Raw genomic sequence first — 19553 nt, 5'->3', positions numbered from 1 at the left:
CTGTAATAATACTCAGTATCAATTATGCACCTTAGGAAGAATCTATATGACCTCAATGCTATCTCAAGCTGCTTTATTTCTATTTTTTGCCATTATCACTGTGCCCATTGCCAAGAAATTTAAACTAGGATCAGTTTTAGGTTATTTATTAGCAGGTATTTTGATTGGTCCCTTATTTGGTCTGATTGGTTCCGAAGTATCATCGATCCAACACTTTGCGGAATTAGGTGTTGTCATGATGATGTTTTTAATTGGCTTGGAATTAAAGCCTAAAGAAATCTGGCATATGAAATCACAGTTACTTGGTCTAGGTGGCATGCAGATCGTGTTAACCACGATACTTTTGAGTTTATTCACACATTTTATCTTCCGATTTGAGCTATATCCATCCATTGCTTTGGGGCTTATTTTTTCATTATCATCAACAGCCATTGTCTTGCAAAGCTTACAAGAAACAAAGCAGTTAAACACCAAAGCTGGTAAGTCAATTCTATCAGTGCTCATTTCACAAGATATCGCAGTGATCCCAATCTTTGCTATTTTGCCTATGCTTGTTATTTCTTCAACTAACGCTAGTGCACCAAATAGACATTTAGGGTTTATGGCTAGTTTGCCAGGTTATGTTCAAGCACTGATAATATTAGCCGTGATTATTTTGATGATTTTTGTTGGCAAATATATTTTAAGGTATGTTTTTCGCTATGTTGCTAAAACCAAATTGGTTGAATTATTTACAGCTCTTGTATTGTTACTAATTATTGCAGTTTCTTTGACAATGGAATCACTGGGATTATCTGCGGCACTGGGTACCTTTATTGCTGGTGTTATCTTATCCGAAAGTGAATATCGCCATGAAATTGAAAGCCAAATATCCCCGTTTAAAGGCTTATTGATGGGGGTATTTTTTATTTCGATTGGTGCAAGCATTAATTTTGTTTTATTCGCTCAAAACTGGATATATATCTTAGTTGCTGTTTTATTACTGATTTGTACAAAAATCACCATATTAGCACTATTGGCAAAAGTTTACCGACTTAAAACCACAGATTTTTGGCTATTTAGCCTATCTTTGGCACAAGGTAGCGAATTTGCCTTTGTATTATTGGGATTTGCATTAACCTTGGGGTTATTTCAAAGCTATATTGTGAGCATTGCCATATTAGTCATTATTCTGTCGATGCTGTTAACGCCTATAATTTTCTTAATTTATGAACGTGTCATCCTCGTGAAATATCAAAATAAACAAAACATGCCTAATGACACTATTGCACATCAAAGCAATATTATTATTGCCGGTGCTGGTCGTTTTGGTCAAATTATCGCGCGCGTATTAAATGCCAACCAACATGAACCTGTTATTCTTGATTATGATATTGATATGGTTGAAACCTTTAGAAAATATGGTAATACAGCTTATTATGGCAATGCGCTCTTACCCGAGGTTTTAATCTCAGCAGGCATTATGAATTCAACTATTTTCGTTGCAGCCTTAGATGATCGTGACAGTCAAACAGAGCTTGTAGCAATGGTTAGACGACATGAAAAAAACATCAAAATTATTGCGCGAGCACGCGATAGGCACCATGCCTATGAGCTAGAAGAAGCAGGCGCTAATTATGTTATTCGAGAGACCTTTGAGTCCGCTAGTACAGCGGCTATTGAAGCACTTATAATGCTCGGTGACGATAAAGATATTGCCACACAAAAAGTAAATATCTTCAAAGCGCATGACATTGAATCCATGAAAAAACTAAAACAAGAATGGCTTGAAAATGGCACGAACAAAGACTATATCGACCATGCAAACACCAATAAACAAATGCTTGCTGCATTAATGGCAAAGAATATAAACAACTAAATCTCATTAATACATTCTAAGCATACGCGCTCACATAATTCTCTAAGCCATATATTTTGAACATTATGCTCTAGATGTTTAGGATATGCTAAAGTCACTGGTACTCTAGCGGTATCAAATGGCAAGGGTATAACATTGAGTCTTTTATGCAATGAATATTGTAAAGGTAAAGTCGCCACATAACGATCTTGTAGTAAAGGAATAATACGATCCATCATTTGGCATCTTAATTTAATGTTTCTAGGGTCTGGGGATCCCAAATAGCTTTGAACAAAACGGTTATTGTCGCTATTCATAGTATGAACGACATGCGGCAAACTAATATAGGTTTGATAATCAAGCACTTTATCTGGCAATGGATAACGATCATAAGCCAAAATAAAAACATCATCCATAATTGCCTTAATTGTAAAATTCAATAAATTTTCATATAAACCGATAATAATATCCGCTTTTTCAAACTGATGTATCTGTTCATAACTATATTCTGTTGGAAAGACCTGCAATGAAATGACATGATCGCTATTATAGCTTTGTATTTGATTAATAATGCGCTCAGCAACTATTGAATAACCAATTTCGAGAATTTGAATGGTGAACTGTTTTGGTGTTTTATAAGGATCAAACTGTTCTAAATTCGGCAAAATAGCTGAAAATTCTTGATTTATTTGCTGTAAGGTTGACAGTATTGCGTGTGCTTTTGCCGTTACCTCCATATTATGACCGTTACGCACTAAAATCTGATCTTTCAACTCATTGCGCATCTTGTTTAAACGTAAAGTGATCGTAGGTTGTGACATATTCATAAGCTTGGCAGTTTTGCTAATGCTACGCTCAGTAATTAATGTTTGTAAAATAATATAATCTTTAACATCCATGTAAACTATGCCTCCAGTCTGAGTTTAAATAACTGTGCTTTAGCACGAATGACTTTGGCACACACACTGCGTATCCAGCGATTTTTGGCATCAATTTGCAAAAAATTTGGGTATGAAAAGGCAATCGGCAACAGCGGTGTTGCAAATGGTAATGGTAAATAAGCAAATCCACGCTCCTTAGCAAAAGAAGAACCTATCGTTCCAACACACCTTCCTTTTGCAATGCTCTCAGACGCAACATTAATATTATTCGTGCGCAATTTAATATTTCGTGGATCCGGTTTTGATAGCCATTCTAAAAAAAGATTACTTTCATCATCTTTAGCAAAGACCACATGTGCTAACTTTAAATACTGTTGCATTGTAATCTTCTTATTACCGTTTAATGCATCCATTTGATGGACTAACTGATACTCATCCCAAGCGATTATCTCTTGAGTGTAACCCTTGATTGGATAAAGCGTACCAATAATAATATCAGCATTTTGGAAATCATACCGCCCTTCAATACCCTGCTCTAAAGGGAAAACGGTGATCCGTACTTCATGCTGATCATTGATTGCATAAATGGCATTAATATATTCCTCAAAACAAAAATGACAATGTCCATCTGATAGATATAAATTGATAATTGTCGGTGTGTTTTTTGCATCGAAGTACTCCATTGGATAAAGGCTCTCAATGCTTTCGCTTAAGCGCGTTATTGCATTGCTAAGTGATAATGCTCTAGTAGTCAGCACCATATCCTTTCCTTCCCTTACCAGTAATGGATCATCAAAATAACCTCTGAGTTTATTGATGCGTGCTGTTACTGCCGGTTGCGAGAGATTGATTTTCTCACCAACCTCAGTTACCTTGGCGCCGGTTAAAAGTAAACGTAAAACCTCTACATCTTCATTGTCCATATTGGCTTATCCTTAACACTTATAACTATATTGAGTATAGATGGCAATGAGTGAATTAACAGCTAAATTTTACTTAGCGTGGCGTTAATATTTCTACAGGTGTCGTTACAATACTTTGTGTACCAGCAACCTGACCATAGTCATTATCACCTGTACAAAATAAGCGATTAGTATTTGTATCTGTTTGTGACTGACCCAATACACAGGTATGATGTTGCCCAAGTGCCAACTGAGTAATATCGCGAAGCTTATCAGAAAAATCCATCACAATAGTGGGCACAAGTCGCTTTGTATTCGTATCTGCCCGCCCCATCTGACCAAACCCTGCAGATCCCCAGCACGCCACTTTATTATAGTAGACATCGCCACGATGACGCACTACAGCACAGCTATACTCACTACCTGTTTGAATTGAATCAGGCTTAGCTTCCATCGTATTTAAACTAGCAACAACTGCTTCGGTTTCATGCTTATCAAATCCAGACAGTCCATTACCTAATTGCCCAAAAATATTTACCCCCCAGCAATAAATATTACTAGCCAAGTCTGATCTTGTAGCACAGCTTTGACCATAACCTGCTGAAACCTTTGCGATTGGTCTTAGTACATTAGGTTGGGGTTTTGCATACACAGTCTTGAATTCCATCGGACCAATGTCATTTTTCACGCCTGTGCCTAGCTGCCCAAATTTATTAGCTCCCCAGCAGCGTACTGGATAACTATCACCATTTTGAATGCCGCAGGCATGATCACTACCAACATCAATATCCAAGAATGAATACTGTGATACTATCGGTGCGTTTTCTGAATAAGCAAGACCGGTTGAACCCACAGGAAAACGTCCTAGCTGCGCTTTATCATTTTTACCCCAACAATAAACATTAGATTTTGTAGAAGGCACATTAAAATCCCTTACAAGACAGCTCACACCATTACCTAACGACAAATCAATAATTTCTCGAGTGTCATTAGAAGAGATACCTGTAACATAGCGTCCATAACTTAAATAACTTGTTGCAGCATCTATATATGTTTCTTTATTTGTATTATCGCCCCAACAGTAAAGATCTCCTTGATTGGTAATACCACATGAGTGATAACGACCAGCCTCTACCCGTTTGAATTTTACAACTTGATTATTTGGATTGACAACAACTGGCTTTTGCGGGCGATCGCTATTAATAGTTGTTCCATTACCTAATTGACCATGGTTATTTCTTCCCCAACAGTAGGTATAGCCTGATTTTGTTACTGCGCACGTATGATTACCGCCAGCAGATACATAAGCCCAACTATCATCTAAGAAATTGATAGTTAACTGTGGGTTAATAATATCTGGTTTGACGATTGCCGAACCTACCTCATTGATGTGTACGCCAAGCCAATCAAACCCTGGTTTAAGTGCTATTACCTCTAATGATATATAGCAAGGCATTGTCGGATTCTCTTTATAAATGGTACATCTAGGTGGTGACTGTGTACTCATTGATTGTGCATTTTGGAAAGAAGCTTGATATACAAGATTTTCACCTTTTGTATAGTCTAGCCAATTACTCGGCGGTATTATTTTGAGTCTAAAACGTTTATTTAAATAAGCGCCAGAAAACTGCGTATCCTGATATTCGTCAACCACATTAATCAAAGTCTTACCTTTTTCAATAATAGAAAGTGCGCCTGCTTTAATTGCATCACCTGCTAAATTACTACTGCCTTCATTAAGCAATAAATCATAATCCCCCGCTTTCGCTGTATTGCTTACACTAAGCTGTAAATAGCATGACTCATCTGGAGAAATACTATTGCCTAGCGTACAACTATTTTTACCTTCAGCTGCAGGCAGAACTTCAAGACCCTCAACATGATTTGCAAGATAATAATCATTGAGATCTGTTGAAGGAACCCACTGTACATCAGACTCATTATTCACCAACTTTATATCATAAAAAGCATAATCCACTGCTTCAGGGATCTCCATCAATTGATCAGAAATCGCATAATTTACCTGATAAACATAATTTGTTTTAAAGCGAATCTCTAACATAGTCATTGGTACATCACCATTGATTTCTGTTAACATTAGCTCAGCATGATTGCCACTTGATTCTGCTGCATCTGCATTTGCTTCAAAAATAACAGCGCATGACTCAAACGCACCTAGTTGCCCTATCTCACTACAGTTTGCTAAGTCATTAACACTGCCAGTCATCACTCGTTTAATACCATGAGGTAAACTTTCATTAAATGCTAATGTATAACTATATTCCGTCGGATTAGTTATTTTTACATGCTGTTTACTTGGCTTGGTGTAAACCAGTTGATATAGAACCTCCTGCAACAATGTCGTTTGTGGCATATCGATATATGGCATGATATCAACGCGTAACTCAGGATAATACTTAGCAACCGAATTACTCGTATGGATATCAATCACATCACCCAAAGTATCACCATTAAGATGATTACTAAAAATCGCATGCGCATGATCTTTTACGACTTGATGTAAATCTGCCATTGTTTTATCTTGTTGCAATGGCAGGTGTAGTATGTAAGTATCACCTACAGCAATTGAGTGCAACTGTTTCACAATTGACAGGTCAAATAATTCACCAATCCAACTTTGATTGAAGTTCAGCTGAACCCCAGAAACCACTCTTGCAGTATTATTATGTAATATAATTTGCATACTTTCTTGATCAATATCTACATAGCTTTTAAGTGGCTCTAGAAGTGCTAACTCATTTAATTTGCTTAAATCATCATTAGACGCAGGATCCTTAATTTCAACGACCAACTTACTTTCCGTATTTGTGTCATCTTGCCATTTAATTAATAAATCTGGCGTAAAGACCTTATCATTAATCATATCGGCAGGAATGTTAATCTTTAACTGACAAGGAGATAGTGCGCTAACTGCCTTGCCTAAAATACAGCTATTTCCAATTGTTGTATCCTGTACAGCTGTTGGAATATTAAGTAACTCAAATGACTTATAGACTTTCTCAACTGCTGGTGCAATTGTATAGTAAACAATTAGATCCTTGCCTTTCACAATTGCTTCTGGGTTAAGTTGATTGCTTGGCTGTACCCCATTATTACTGTAGTTTGGTAATGACAAATTAGGCAATGCATCATGATTGGTGCCTGATAGTTTTAAAAATAGCTGATCATTTTCAACACTTTCATTAGGCTTAAATGTCAAATAACAAGATTGCCCTTTGGCTAAAAACGCCACATTTGTACATGATGGTGTTTTTATGCCGTCACTGACTTCAACCCGATCTGTTGTAACCACAGTACCATTAGCATCAACGACTTGATAATCCTGAAGCTCACTAGATGGCAGCCAATGCAGTAGTGAGCTATTTTGAAGCTCAACTTGGTTTTGGTAGTTTGCTAAAAACGTGCTATTTTCTCCAATGTGTAAAGCAACATCATTAAGCATATTAACTTGTAACACAGTTGGATCACGATGTGTAATATCCGCACCAAAAAAACTTATATCATAGCTAAATCCAGTCGCATCTTTCCGAGCAATCTCAGGTGAAATATTAACCTTAACCAAGCAGCTTTTATTAAAATCTAACGGTAAAGTGCACATGGATAAATCTACATCAATATCATCTGTTTGCGGTGTCACTGTTATTGAAATATCACTCATTGCTTTGCCACTAACATTAAGTAGTGACACCATAGCATGGTACATACCATCTTCTTCCACGAATTTACTTACACTTGATGTGGCAAGCTTAAGCTCTTGTAGATAAATAGTCGGTCTGACTTCATATATCTGTGCTGGGAAAGAGGCGCTTTTGTATTGAATTAATGCATTAGGATCACTTACCATTTGTTCTTGCCACAATCTAAGTGCATCAAGAGCAGCTTGTGAGTCTTCTATTTCAAAGCTTATTTTGACGCTTTCACCACTTTCTATCTCAATCGGTGCTTGAATATTTTTGACATAAGCTTGTATAGCCGCTGGGAAAATAATCTCAGGATTGTTAATAGCACGTGCAGTTGCATTACTAATAGTGACTTCACTTTGCATACCTGTACCCATTGGCGAGATATCAACAATGTTAAACTTATCCATATTAAAGATTGGATCATGTGGTGACTTAAACGTAAGTTTAATATCGCTTTCTGCCTTGCCAATATTTGTATTGTAAACAATCTTGCCTTCAAATTGATCGCTATCTTTTGTGGTTGATGCCTGCCATGTATCTAAGCATGATTCACCCATTGTCATTTCTTTATTGATCACACAGTTGCTATTATCAACTGCTGTGATAGCAACACTACTATCATCTAAACTTGTTTTAACCACTTCTTTGCTTAAAATTTTCAAATGTGTACTTTGGTTTGCCGCTTTAACATGTAGATGATTAACATCCTCAACCATAAACTGCATCTCTAGCATGGCATTGCTATCACTCATATAGCTTTCAGACATACTACTTGCTACAGCAAGTTTTGGCTGAACACCAACCACTGGATCAGGTGTAGGTGAAGGATCTTCCGACCCTCCACCGCCCCCGCAGGCAGTTATAGCCGTTGCTAATACAACAAGGTAAATACTTTTATAATTAAATTTTGACATGTAGTCCTCCGTTTGTGGATCTCAAAGCATTTGGTTCAATCAATGATCTTTTATGACGTACAATATGATCCGACTTGAAGATGTCGTAAAATCAATTCTTTTAATAGAAATATTTGAGAATTTGATAATTAATGTTCTAGTCGTGTTGCTCGATCGGATAATAATAATATTGATGCCCTAACTCAGATATTTGGTAGCCTTCACTAAAATCTGCTGATAGATAATTTAATTCAGTCCATTGTTTATCGGCATACTCAAAGATAGATAATTTATTTGAACGTGACGCTTCTTTTTTTACCTTTGCACCGATTAAAAATAATCTGTCATTAATTAACTTCAGTGTTTCTGCACTTGCTGCTGCATCTGGGGTTTCAGCTAATTCACGACAATGTAAATCATCACCAAAATGCCCATGCTCATAATCAATATCACACCGAACAATTTCTTTTTTGCTATGTCCAGCATCAACTAAAGCATAAAAAGACATCATATTTGGAATGGCATGCACTGAATAAATTTCTTTGTAGTTACTTGGCATTAAATAGGATGCATCAGGATGATTGATAACAATATTTCCATCTCTTTCCATAGGCTTACTTTGATAGTTAAAAAAGTTAACGCTATGTGAATCAGCATCTGATGCATCAATCACTGCCATATAATCAGCTTGAGCAAAGTAAAGATTATACTTTAGCGTTCCTTTTGATAAATATAACACCGTTTCATCAAAACTAGGATCCAGCTTTATAAGGGCACCAGAATCAGGGTACCCATCAAAATTAATTAGATAAGTATTGCCATGTTGATCCATTGACATTTTTAAATCATCATAGGCTGTTACATCAGTTTCAATGCTAAAATCTTCACTCCATGTATAGCCTGACGATGTTGGTTTCCCGATAACTTTTATTGCTTTTTCTAAATAATTATCTCCAACGAAAATTTGAATTTCGCCTGCTAGATTAAATATTGATCTAGCACCAAGATAAACATAATAGTTACTAGGAAAATCAAGATTAACCCAAGCACCACCAATATTTTTAAGCAATTCAATAGTTCTTTTATCGTGCTGCGACTTATCAATAACAACAACAGCAAGTGTATTATGATCGGGATCATTCTCAAGCCAATAATACTGTTCTATCATTCCAGCTGTATGCAAATGTTTTGCTATATCTTCGTCTTTAAAGCTAGCCCCACCGCCCATAAGCTGATAAAGTTTGTGATTAGAGAGTGTTGCACTTGGGGTATCTGCATACAACATTATATTTTTTTCTAGATTAAATCGATAGTCTTGACCAAGCGCATTAATCGTTAACTGTGCTTGTGCTATATTCACATCACTTGGGCTAAACATATATAAATGACAAGACGCTCCTACCTCAAGATTAAATGTCTCATCATTCATCTCACAGTAATTTGGGCAAAGTTCAGCAGTACACCATGTCGCACCATAACTTGAAGTACCATTGCTACCATTATAAAACTCAATACTCTCTGGTAATAAATTGCGATCAGTCCTAATATTCGTAATATTAATTTCACCATTATTGGTTAATTTAATTGCTCCCATATTTGATTGGTCTGAACCCTCCTGAACATCAACAACAATACTAGCACTTGCAGAACTTATATAAAATGATTCATTAACATCTGCAACCAGATTATTTGCTTGCTCTATATGCAATAAGTATCCATCTGGTGCAACATCCTCAGAGGCATGTATTTTAACCTGACATGACTCGCCTATTGCCAGCGCTGTATTAAAGCAATTTGACATTGGATCAAGCTTTAAACCAGATATATTCTTATTTTCTTGCATGATTTTAAAATATGACATTGCAGGCAGATCCGCAGTAAATGGACCATTATTTGTAACATTTACCTCAAACGTCTCGCCCTGCTTAGCATGAACATCATTTTCTATAGACAAACTCACTGGATCAATATCGATACTATTTTGAGAATTTAGCTGATAACCACTTTCTGTTGTATAGTTCAAAGTAATTTGAGCAGGTTTTGTGTAATCATCTAGCCTAGCATTATCATCTGCTTTTAAAATAACACGACAAGACGTGTGTGCCGACAGTGTCTCTTGACAATTACTATCCTCTATAATAACACTGTCACCTGCGATATTTTCAAGCGTGACCGCATTAATATTTAACGCTGCATCTGTATTATTTGTATAAGTAACGGTTTGAATTTCAGGCGCGTTAAACACGACATTATTGCTATCAATAATTGAGGTAGAGACTTCAAAATCAATGACATGAACATCCTTAGCATTTGCCGCCTCAAGCACTAAATCAACCTGATCGCCTTGATGCATATTAAGTGCTTCTATCGTTTGTTGATCAACGGCTAAGCTAAAGTTTAAACTAAAGGTTTCACCAGAGTGCAACTCAGCAATCTGTAATGGCGTGACATTCAATGCAATATCTTTTAGCCACTGCGGCATCTGAATCGTTAATGCATTGATAGTTACAGCAGAGTGATTACGCACATCAACTGTTACAGTGGAGCCTGGCTTAAGATAATGATTTGTTGTAACTGAATGAGATAAATCAACTAATCGTGCATCATTTTGTGGTACAAACTTCAGTGATTTATTAATAACAAGATCTTCTGCATTCTCTGAAGTCCTTACAGCTAAAGTTAAGTGTTTATTGGTTTCTTGATTAACTGGCATACCAAGCTTAGCTAAGAAAGCAATATTGCATTGCTCACCGGCGTGTAATACTTTACCTTGACCTTTTTCATCAAAACAGGTGTTTTGCGGCAAGCTTAAATCATAATTTAACTCAACACCATCAGTCACTGGTATTTCAAAACCTTGAATGGTAACAGCAGTATTATTACTGGCCCTACCAACAGCACTAAGCTTGACCTGCTCAACAACTGGGTTTATTACAGTATATGATAATACAGTCGCCTTACCTGACTGAATAACCTCAGGTGCTTTGATAGCTTCTTGGGCTTTTAATTGCGCTTTTACTGGTGTTGGAATTGGCATATCGCCACTACTACTGCCACCGCCGCCACCACAGCCTATTAATGCTAATGAAAATAGTAATGAGGTATGCTTTAGATTAAATTTCATCATTTCTCCTAAGTTTTATCGTGGGGAATTTTCAAGATCAAAATATGAACCAAATAGAAGTATTCGTAAAATTTGATTATTTAATATCTTTATTTAATTTATTGATAAGCACTAATCTGAGAACGTTTGTGACAAACTATCAATTAGCGATGGATCTGGGTTTGTGGCAGGATTAGGTGCATCACCTGAGCTATCCCAAAACATACCACCTTGTAGTCCTTGTTGTTTTATCCATTGACCTTTTATTTTAACCATCGTCGCCGAGTCATAAGTGATAAACATTTGACTAATAGGATTGTAATAATAACTCTCAATAATTTTATCAAAAGGATAAAGTATGCCACTAACACGGTAACCTGCACTTGTTACCTCACCAAAATTACCGACACTTCTAAGCACCTCATTATTATCTCGCACCAGAATATAAGTATACTCACTGGCAGTATCTTCAAAGCTTTGACAAACTTCAATTGTCTTTTGCGCTGAGAAAGTATCACCCATGATACAGTTATACCCCAGATTGCCAACTTCCCATTCGCCATTACCTGCATTACCGGTCTGATAAACGCCTGGAATATGACTTTGACCTTCGTCAACCTCAACCCATTGACGCCCATAAGCGGGAATGCCAGCAACAATCTTATTATTAGGAACACCAACTGCATTTAATGTCGCAACTGAGCTTATTAAATTCCATGTTCCTTTAGTCGTCGTATAATTTGGCGCATCAGAACCTTCAGCAGCTGAAAGTGGTGCTTGATTGCCTGTCGTTTGATCCCAAGTCCCTGCAGCATCATAGGACATAATATTAATCGAATCTAAATAATCCATCATCTTACTATAGCTATTGACGATAATATTATCTGGTGCTTGATTAATTGCGATACTCAAATGGTAATGTTTGCCTGTAATATTGGCTAATTCATCAAGTTTTTGACGTGTCACTTTAATGAGCTCAACATAGTTATCTGCTTCCTCATATGCCAAATGCTTATCATAGATGGCTTGCTTTTGCTCGTCACTAATACTAGCCCCTGCTGCTTTAATCTCGGCTTGTGCTGCATTTAAAAAAGCATTTTGCACACCCCATACTGGAAACTCCCAGTCTAAATCAAGTCCATCCATATCATAGGCTTGAACTAAAGCAGCGGCTGTATTGGCAAAGTTCTCACGTTTTACTGGATCTCTAGCGACTTCAGCGAAATGCGTTGACCAAGTCCAACCCCCTACGGAAAACACGGCAATCAACGTATTATTGTATTTTTCTTTCGCAAAACCTTTTAATTGCGCTATACGCTCTAAATTACCATAAAAAGGTTTGTCTGATCCTTCTCCTGACCATGTCCCAGGCTTATAGATTCCGTGCTCTGTTACCACTTCAGTCGTAAAGCGTTTATCAATATCGGCATAACTATCGCCTAAGACAACATTACCATTGCTATCAAAGTTTAAAAATGCGTAATAAATCACATCTAAGTCTTTTGCATCCAAATCATGAATTTGATTATTTCGATCATATGTTCCCCATGCCGGATAATAAGCACCAACCTTATAAAACAAACTATCTGCGGTATAGCTTATGCTCAAATTTTTTGTGCTGTCTTTTTCAATGACTACCTGTTCAGTTTGTGATGCACTATAGTAGCGCTTATTTACTTCATCTAAATACCCCTCATACGACAGGCGATATATTCCTTCTGGCAGCTCAAACTCTGTCATAAAGTTACTGGTACTTTTACTGACTACAACACGATAAAGCGCATCATAAACCGTTACTGTCCGCTGTGATGCAGCTTGAGGTAAATCAGTCAGCGAAATATTAACATAACCCAACTCATTAGCAGCTACCTCTGTATAGTCAATCATGGCAGGTAATGACATACCTTGAGATATCGACATTTGTGGTGTCGATAGAACATAATTCACACCATTGTATATAATCAACGATTGTAACGTATATTCCCCCTTGATGAGGTTAACACCCTCCGAAGATCGCAACTGATCTAGCGTAAATGTAAATGTTTGATTGTTGGCATCTGTCAATATCAAGTTACCTGTTGCTAAGGAAGGAATTCCATTTAAAGTGAAGTTAACACTGACTTCATCAGGTGTTGGCGTAGGTGTCGGCAGCTTACCCAAAAAGGCACGCGTAAAATCATAAGGTGCTTGCTCTACGCCTGAGTAATCTGGACTGGCATTATCACCCAAATCACCTGTTTTATTTTGATTACGATCACCATCCATTGACCAAAATGAAATGCCTGCCATTTTCTTTAATTTGACATACTCTTGTAAATTATAAGCATCTTGTGGATAAAACTCACTGTAATCATAATCAACACCAATCTTTGGCGTGACACGTATCATCTGCCAAATTTCATCATCTGATGCCTCTTGATAAATTGACTTTAATTGCGTAAACCCCTTCTCAGCTGCAGCAATAACACTATCTGATATGGGCTTATCTTGCAATTTTTGCGCATACCATGCCATTGTCATCATATTCCATTCAAAGACCTCTAGTCCTTTTTCCTTTGCGCGCTGTATGATTTGTATCGCAGATGGTGGAAAGCCATCAATATTTGCAGGTAAGGTAAATGAAAACTTAACATTCGGATTGGCTTGTTTAATTGCAAGCAAAGCATCTATTCGCTTATTATTTGCCTCAGTATCACTTAAAGCACCACCTTCAACATCAAAATCTATCATAAAAGGATCATAAGTATTAATTGCTTCTTGATAAACAGTAATAAGGTCATTAAGCATACATTTACTTGCCACCGTACTGCCATTTTCACCACCAAATGAAATCCCTACATGTCCTCCTTGATTCTTAAGGTAATTGACTTCATTAACATAAAGCGCTTTATCTAAAGCAAGCTCTGGAGATCCACCCCATGCTGGAAAACAACTATCTGACCACGCATTTTGCGTAATAAATGCCAATATATAATCATAGTGTTTAGAAACATCGGCAATTTCCTGTAAATTGGATCGTGGTGGCGTAGTTGACCATAGCATGTTAAAACTCACATCCTTAAACGGCATTAACGCAATATGCTCACTTTCTTCAGGTTCAGGCTCGGGTTCTGATTCAACCTTTTGAAATGTAATTGCAATGGTTTTATTATCATTTGGGTATAACTCAATCTGATCATCAGAAAGCGTATACTCCATTTCATCTTTGCCAATAACATAAGTAGATATCTTGTAACGCCCACTTCGCATCTCGACACCATTGGCAAGATACGCAAGTGGATAACTAAATTTTTGCCCAGTTTCATTGATCAATTCAAGCATAATATTGTCTAGCGCATTAGGCTCAGAAGGCGCTTCATGAATAGTGGCTGTAAGCTGTCCTATCCCTTCTGGAATAACCTCTGGTTCCGGTTCCGGCTCAGGTTCTGGTTGAGGGTTTGGTGTAGGTGTAGGTGTAGGTGTAGGTGTAGGTGTTGGATTTGGCACAGGATGAGACCCAGGATCTGGTGATGTTGAAGGGGTTGGATTCGGCATTGAATCAGAGGATTCACCGCCACCGCAACCTATCAAAAGCATCGATGATAAAATAGTAATGAGTTTTAATTTTCTTTTATTAACATAACATAGCATACAAAGCCCTCCTTTAAAGCATGTTAATTATCTTTGAAGTGATTTGATAAACAGTAAATGTGTGACGCTTTCTAACTTTAGCGTGTTTAAATTATCGGTAACTTCCCAACAACAGGAATGAGGCTATTATTGAGCATACCATTACCAAGCTGACCATTTGTATTTCGACCCCAACAATAGCTATAGCTCATACTAAGAACACATGTATGTGAACTTCCGGCAACAATTGAATTAATAAGAGCATCTTCTGGAATATCTCCTTGGACAATCGCAATCGGTTTATTTTCATAACTACCCGTTTCAACGCCATTGCCAAGCAAACCATTGCGATTCGCACCCCAACAATAGACTTTATGATCACTTGCAATAGCACAACTATGAGCGTTACCCAATGCCATTGATTCTATATACACACCTTCAGGCATTGAACCACTTTCTACTTTTTTAGGTAAAGTTTCACCTAAAGATGGAGGCACTCCAGTACCCAATTGCCCACTCTCATTATTACCCCAACAATAGGCTTCATTATGATCACTCACGCCACAGGTATGATAATGGCCCGTATATATGCTTTTTAAATTCACACCTTCAAGGTTTACTTTAATTGGTATATTTGATGTATTCACTGGCAATTGAGTGCCTAACTCTTTAAAGTAATTGCTTCCCCAGCAATACGCTTCTTTTGTATCTGTTAATAAACAAGCATGGTTATTTCCAAGAGAAATTGATTCAATCACCGCACCTGGCGTTATATTACCTTCATTAACTCTTACAGGCACTGTCTTATTTGGATCGGTAATCCCAGCACCTAATACACCATTTTGGTTATTACCCCAACAGTAAACATGCTTATCTGTCGCTAACGCACAAGAAAATGAAGCGCCCGATTTAATCTCTGTTAGTTTCACATCCATTGGCATCTCGCCTTGTGCAAGTGCCTTGGGTGTATTACTCTCTTGAAAGCTGCCATTGCCAAGCTCTCCTTTGTAATTAGATCCCCAGCAATAGGCATCTCCAAGCAAGTTAAGTGCACAAGTATGGTAGAACCCCACCGCAATATTCTGCCACTGATTTGCTGCTGATGCTTCTCCCAAAACAACCGATACCGGCTCTAAAGCATATTCATAACTTTCTCCTGCCCCTAATTGACCATTGAAATTACGCCCCCAGCAATAAGCATTATTCTTGTCATCGAGTGCGCAAACATGATTATTAAAACTAGAAATCGAAGTGTATTTTACTGAGGAGACATCTAAGTCTAATTCAGATACATTAATAGGTAGAATCGTTTGCTGTTCAGGTATTATTTTCAAGAGATAATGACCACTTTGAAGCGCTTCATCAATCTGGACAGGCACCTTACACTCAGTACTTTGTGCAGACTGTGAAAGAATACACATACTCCCTTGAGGAAAGCTAATCGCTGAGTGATTTGCACTCATACTAAATGGCTGATCACCATCGACAGCAGTATGCCAGTTCTCAGGTGCTGAAATCACCACATCAATGATTTCTCCTGAGCGTACAACATGATTAATGCTATGATTATTTTGCACTAGCTGAACACTTGCCTTGCCGTACTCGACAATTGATACTTGCCCAACATCCAACACATCAAGTGCCAAATTACTTTCACCCATTTTAAGGCTTAATTGATAATTTGACTGTGTCAAAGCATGCTCATCAACCTCTAAGCCAACATAACAATAGCCATCCGTAGCAACTGCAGATCCACTCATACAATCTGGCATTATGGTTGGTGTGGTGATGCTAAGTCCACTAATGCCTTGGTCATGACTGATCATATAATCTGAAATATTCGTCGAAGGAACCCATTGTATGCCTTGTTCATTGTTGACTAATTTTAAGTTATATACCCTATGACCTGATAATGGTATTGCAATTGCACTGCCCTCTGTTTGATAAGTGATATCATAAACATAATTCACTTTAAAGCTCATCTGCAGTGTTGTCGCGATGGTCACATCTCCTTCAGCAGGTGTCATGCTTAGATCAAAATAATCTCCTTCAATAACATTTGCATCTGGTGATGCTATAAATGCTACTGCACACTTTTCCCCTGCTAATAAACTTGGAAATTCACTACAATTTGTTAGCCCATTGATTGCACCTGACATCACGCGGGTAATGCCACTGGGTAAGCTTTCTGAGAAGTTTATGTCATAACGATAATTGGTTGGATTTTTTACCTCGATATACTGTTGACTAGGCTTGCCAAATATCATGGTGTAAGCTAGCGTTTGTTTGTTATCTTCATTACTAAAATATGGGATTGTATCAACCTGAATTTCCGGAAAGTACTCATCTAATGCGTTACTACTACTAAAACGTATTACTTGACCGCCAGATCCATCCTCATAATTATTATGGGTAATCTCATCAAGATGATCTCTTAATGCAGCACTTAAATCATTTGCTGATTTATCGGATTTAAGAGGAATATGAACGATAAGCTCTTGATCTGGACTAAGTGTGATCATCTGCAACTGACTTAAATCAACTAAATCATTAAGCCATTGGGCTAGTATATGTATGTTTAAAGCTGATAATACTTTACCCGTTGTATTTTTAATAAATATCTGTATGCCATCTTGGTTGATATCAACATAATTCGTTTGCGACTGTAAAAGGTTAATATCAGACAACCCGCTTACATCCTCGCCTGATTGCGTAGGATCAACCACATCAATATTAAGCTTAACAGTTGATTGCGTGCCATCTTGCCAGAGTATGATTAATTGTGGTTTAAAATTCTCGCCATCAATTTCATCTCCAGCAATATCAATTTTAAGCTGACAAGGATTGTCACCACTGACGATATCGCCTTGTTTACAACTATTGGGATAACTCATATCTTGTGTAGCAGCTGATACACCCACTAATTCAAAGCCCTTAAATGTTTTGGACGATGGCGGTGCTATTGTAAAATACATTGATAAATCACGCCCTTTAACTACTGTTGAAGGCGTTAATGCATTATTACCACTAATGCCGTTAGCGCTATAATTCGGCAATAAAAGTGCTGCGTTTTGCACATTAGAATGATCTAAATGCAACTTAAGTTGTTTGCCTGTTTGGTCAGTATTTGGCAGTACAGTAATATAACATCCTGTATTTTTAGCTATTGTATGAGCAGTTAAGCAATCAGGTGACTTAACGCCATTGCCTATAACAAATTCTGATGTGATATCATTCAGCATTCCATCTATGATTTTATAGTCTTCTACATCAGATGATGGAAGCCATTGAATCAAGCTATTATTTTGTAAATATATCTGATTGTCATGATCTGCAACTAAAGTACTTTCAAGACCAATAGCAACATTTGCATTCATATCCAGCAAAAAGCTCATTGCATTTGGCTCTCTATTGCTTTGATCATTCACTCTGAAACTTACATCAAAGACTTGATCGGCAGCATAGGCATTTGAAATGCTAGGATCAATGATAATGGTGACAATACAGCTATTATTTTTTTGTAATGGGTAATGGCATTTTGAGTGATCCACTGTGATATATTGACTACCTTTTGTAATATCAGTTATAAGATTTGTCATGCTGTCTTGACTGACATTAAGTATTGATAAATCCATCGCTAACTTACCACCTATCTCACGGAAATTCTGAGCATTTGATTTTTGAATAACTAAATCATTCAAATAAATTGTTGGTTGCAATGGGTAAACTTGCATCGAAAAACGTGCACTTGAGTATTTTAAATGTGTATCTTCTTTATTCGCATTAAGATCATCTTGCCACGCTTTTAGTGCCTGTTGCGCTTCTTTATTATCAACCACTTTAAAACGAATAATGGCTGATTGACCACTTTTAATCTCTGTCACAGTCGACATATCAGTGATAAATGGTTTGAGCCCTTTAGGAAATTCAATGACAGGATGGTTAATCGCATATTGAGTGCTATTATTCAGCGTGATGCTAGTAGTTTCGCCCACTGCTACGGGTGTAACCGAGCTAATCGAAAAGCGATCTCTTTGAAAGACTGGATCAGTTGGTGATTTGAAAACAATTTGGATAGGTGCTTCAATGCGACCAAGATTGCTATCATAGACAAGCTTGCCTTGATATTGATCTTCTTGATTGACAGTGCTTACTTTCCACTGATCAATACAGTTCTCTGCAGGCTGCAAAATTTTTTTGGTAAGGCATGACTGATCAGAGCTTATTTCCTCAAAATGTATTGCATGACTTGATTGACTGGTGTTCACGAATTCTCTTGAATATATTTCTAACTGCGTCTTGTTATCAGCCGCCTGTAACAGCATTTGATTGACACTTCCTACTTCAATAGACATTTCAAGTATCGCTTCTTTATCACTCATATATGGACGTGAAACATCGGTCATAAGCTTGGCATTGGCTGCTATTGTTGGTGTATCAGGTGTAGCTGATGAGCCGCCGCCACCGCCACCACAAGCAGTTAAGCCTAGTACAGATAAGATATAGAGTAATTTGTATTTTTTGCTGATCATAGTATATTCCTCGGGGCCGGATTAAGTAATTATTTGGATCGAAATATGAACTTAAATGGCGAGAGCGTAAAATCAGATATTTAAATAGTTAT

General features: G+C 37.3%; 7 protein-coding genes. 1 reads left to right on the top strand and 6 read right to left on the bottom strand.

All coding sequences use genetic code 11. The annotated features are described in order from the left end of the window. The first annotated feature begins 46 nt into the window (after positions 1-46). On the top strand, positions 47-1858 hold the full coding sequence (locus IE867_RS01160; RefSeq protein ID WP_225629907.1) for a cation:proton antiporter domain-containing protein: 1812 nt from the start codon (positions 47-49) through the stop codon (positions 1856-1858). On the opposite strand, the gene IE867_RS01155 is transcribed toward IE867_RS01160, so the two are convergent. The 6 genes from IE867_RS01155 to IE867_RS01130 all read right to left on the bottom strand — a co-directional run bounded on the left by IE867_RS01155 (position 1855) and on the right by IE867_RS01130 (position 19461). Continuing rightward, positions 1855-2736 carry a LysR family transcriptional regulator gene (locus tag IE867_RS01155; RefSeq protein ID WP_192482938.1) on the bottom strand — a complete coding sequence of 294 codons (882 nt, stop codon included), beginning with the start codon at positions 2734-2736 and terminating at the stop codon, positions 1855-1857. The genes IE867_RS01160 and IE867_RS01155 overlap by 4 nt on opposite strands. A gap of 5 nt (positions 2737-2741) precedes the next feature. Beyond that, positions 2742-3641 carry a LysR family transcriptional regulator gene (locus IE867_RS01150; protein WP_192482937.1) on the bottom strand — a complete coding sequence of 300 codons (900 nt, stop codon included), beginning with the start codon at positions 3639-3641 and terminating at the stop codon, positions 2742-2744. Positions 3642-3714: 73 nt separating this feature from the next. Continuing rightward, positions 3715-8238: an RCC1 domain-containing protein gene (locus IE867_RS01145; protein WP_192482936.1), complete on the bottom strand. Its 4524-nt coding sequence runs from the start codon at positions 8236-8238 to the stop codon at positions 3715-3717. A gap of 136 nt (positions 8239-8374) precedes the next feature. Then, a complete protein-coding gene (locus tag IE867_RS01140) occupies positions 8375-11344 on the bottom strand; it encodes a COG1470 family protein (RefSeq protein WP_192482935.1) in 2970 nt (989 codons plus the stop codon). A 108-nt stretch (positions 11345-11452) separates the two neighbouring features. Further along, positions 11453-14950 carry a glycosyl hydrolase family 18 protein gene (locus tag IE867_RS01135; RefSeq protein ID WP_192482934.1) on the bottom strand — a complete coding sequence of 1166 codons (3498 nt, stop codon included), beginning with the start codon at positions 14948-14950 and terminating at the stop codon, positions 11453-11455. 86 nt (positions 14951-15036) lie between these two features. Further along, positions 15037-19461, bottom strand: a complete 4425-nt coding sequence (locus tag IE867_RS01130; RefSeq protein ID WP_192482933.1) for an RCC1 domain-containing protein — start codon at positions 19459-19461, stop codon at positions 15037-15039. Positions 19462-19553 lie beyond the last annotated feature (92 nt).

It is taken from the genome of Cysteiniphilum marinum (assembly GCF_014857925.1).
GTDB lineage: Bacteria > Pseudomonadota > Gammaproteobacteria > Francisellales > Francisellaceae > Caedibacter > Caedibacter marinus.
The sequence above is the reverse complement of the archived record's forward strand: the minus strand, read 5'-3'. Positions and strand labels throughout refer to the sequence as shown.

What these genes read in the sequence shown, in the direction of transcription:
- IE867_RS01160 (WP_225629907.1), top strand. Translation starts at nt 47, where the DNA reads ATGACCTCAATGCTATCTCAAGCTGCTTTATTTCTATTTTTTGCCATT.
- IE867_RS01155 (WP_192482938.1), bottom strand. Translation starts at nt 2,736, where the DNA reads ATGGATGTTAAAGATTATATTATTTTACAAACATTAATTACTGAGCGT.
- IE867_RS01150 (WP_192482937.1), bottom strand. Translation starts at nt 3,641, where the DNA reads ATGGACAATGAAGATGTAGAGGTTTTACGTTTACTTTTAACCGGCGCC.
- IE867_RS01145 (WP_192482936.1), bottom strand. Translation starts at nt 8,238, where the DNA reads ATGTCAAAATTTAATTATAAAAGTATTTACCTTGTTGTATTAGCAACG.
- IE867_RS01140 (WP_192482935.1), bottom strand. Translation starts at nt 11,344, where the DNA reads ATGATGAAATTTAATCTAAAGCATACCTCATTACTATTTTCATTAGCA.
- IE867_RS01135 (WP_192482934.1), bottom strand. Translation starts at nt 14,950, where the DNA reads ATGCTATGTTATGTTAATAAAAGAAAATTAAAACTCATTACTATTTTA.
- IE867_RS01130 (WP_192482933.1), bottom strand. Translation starts at nt 19,461, where the DNA reads ATGATCAGCAAAAAATACAAATTACTCTATATCTTATCTGTACTAGGC.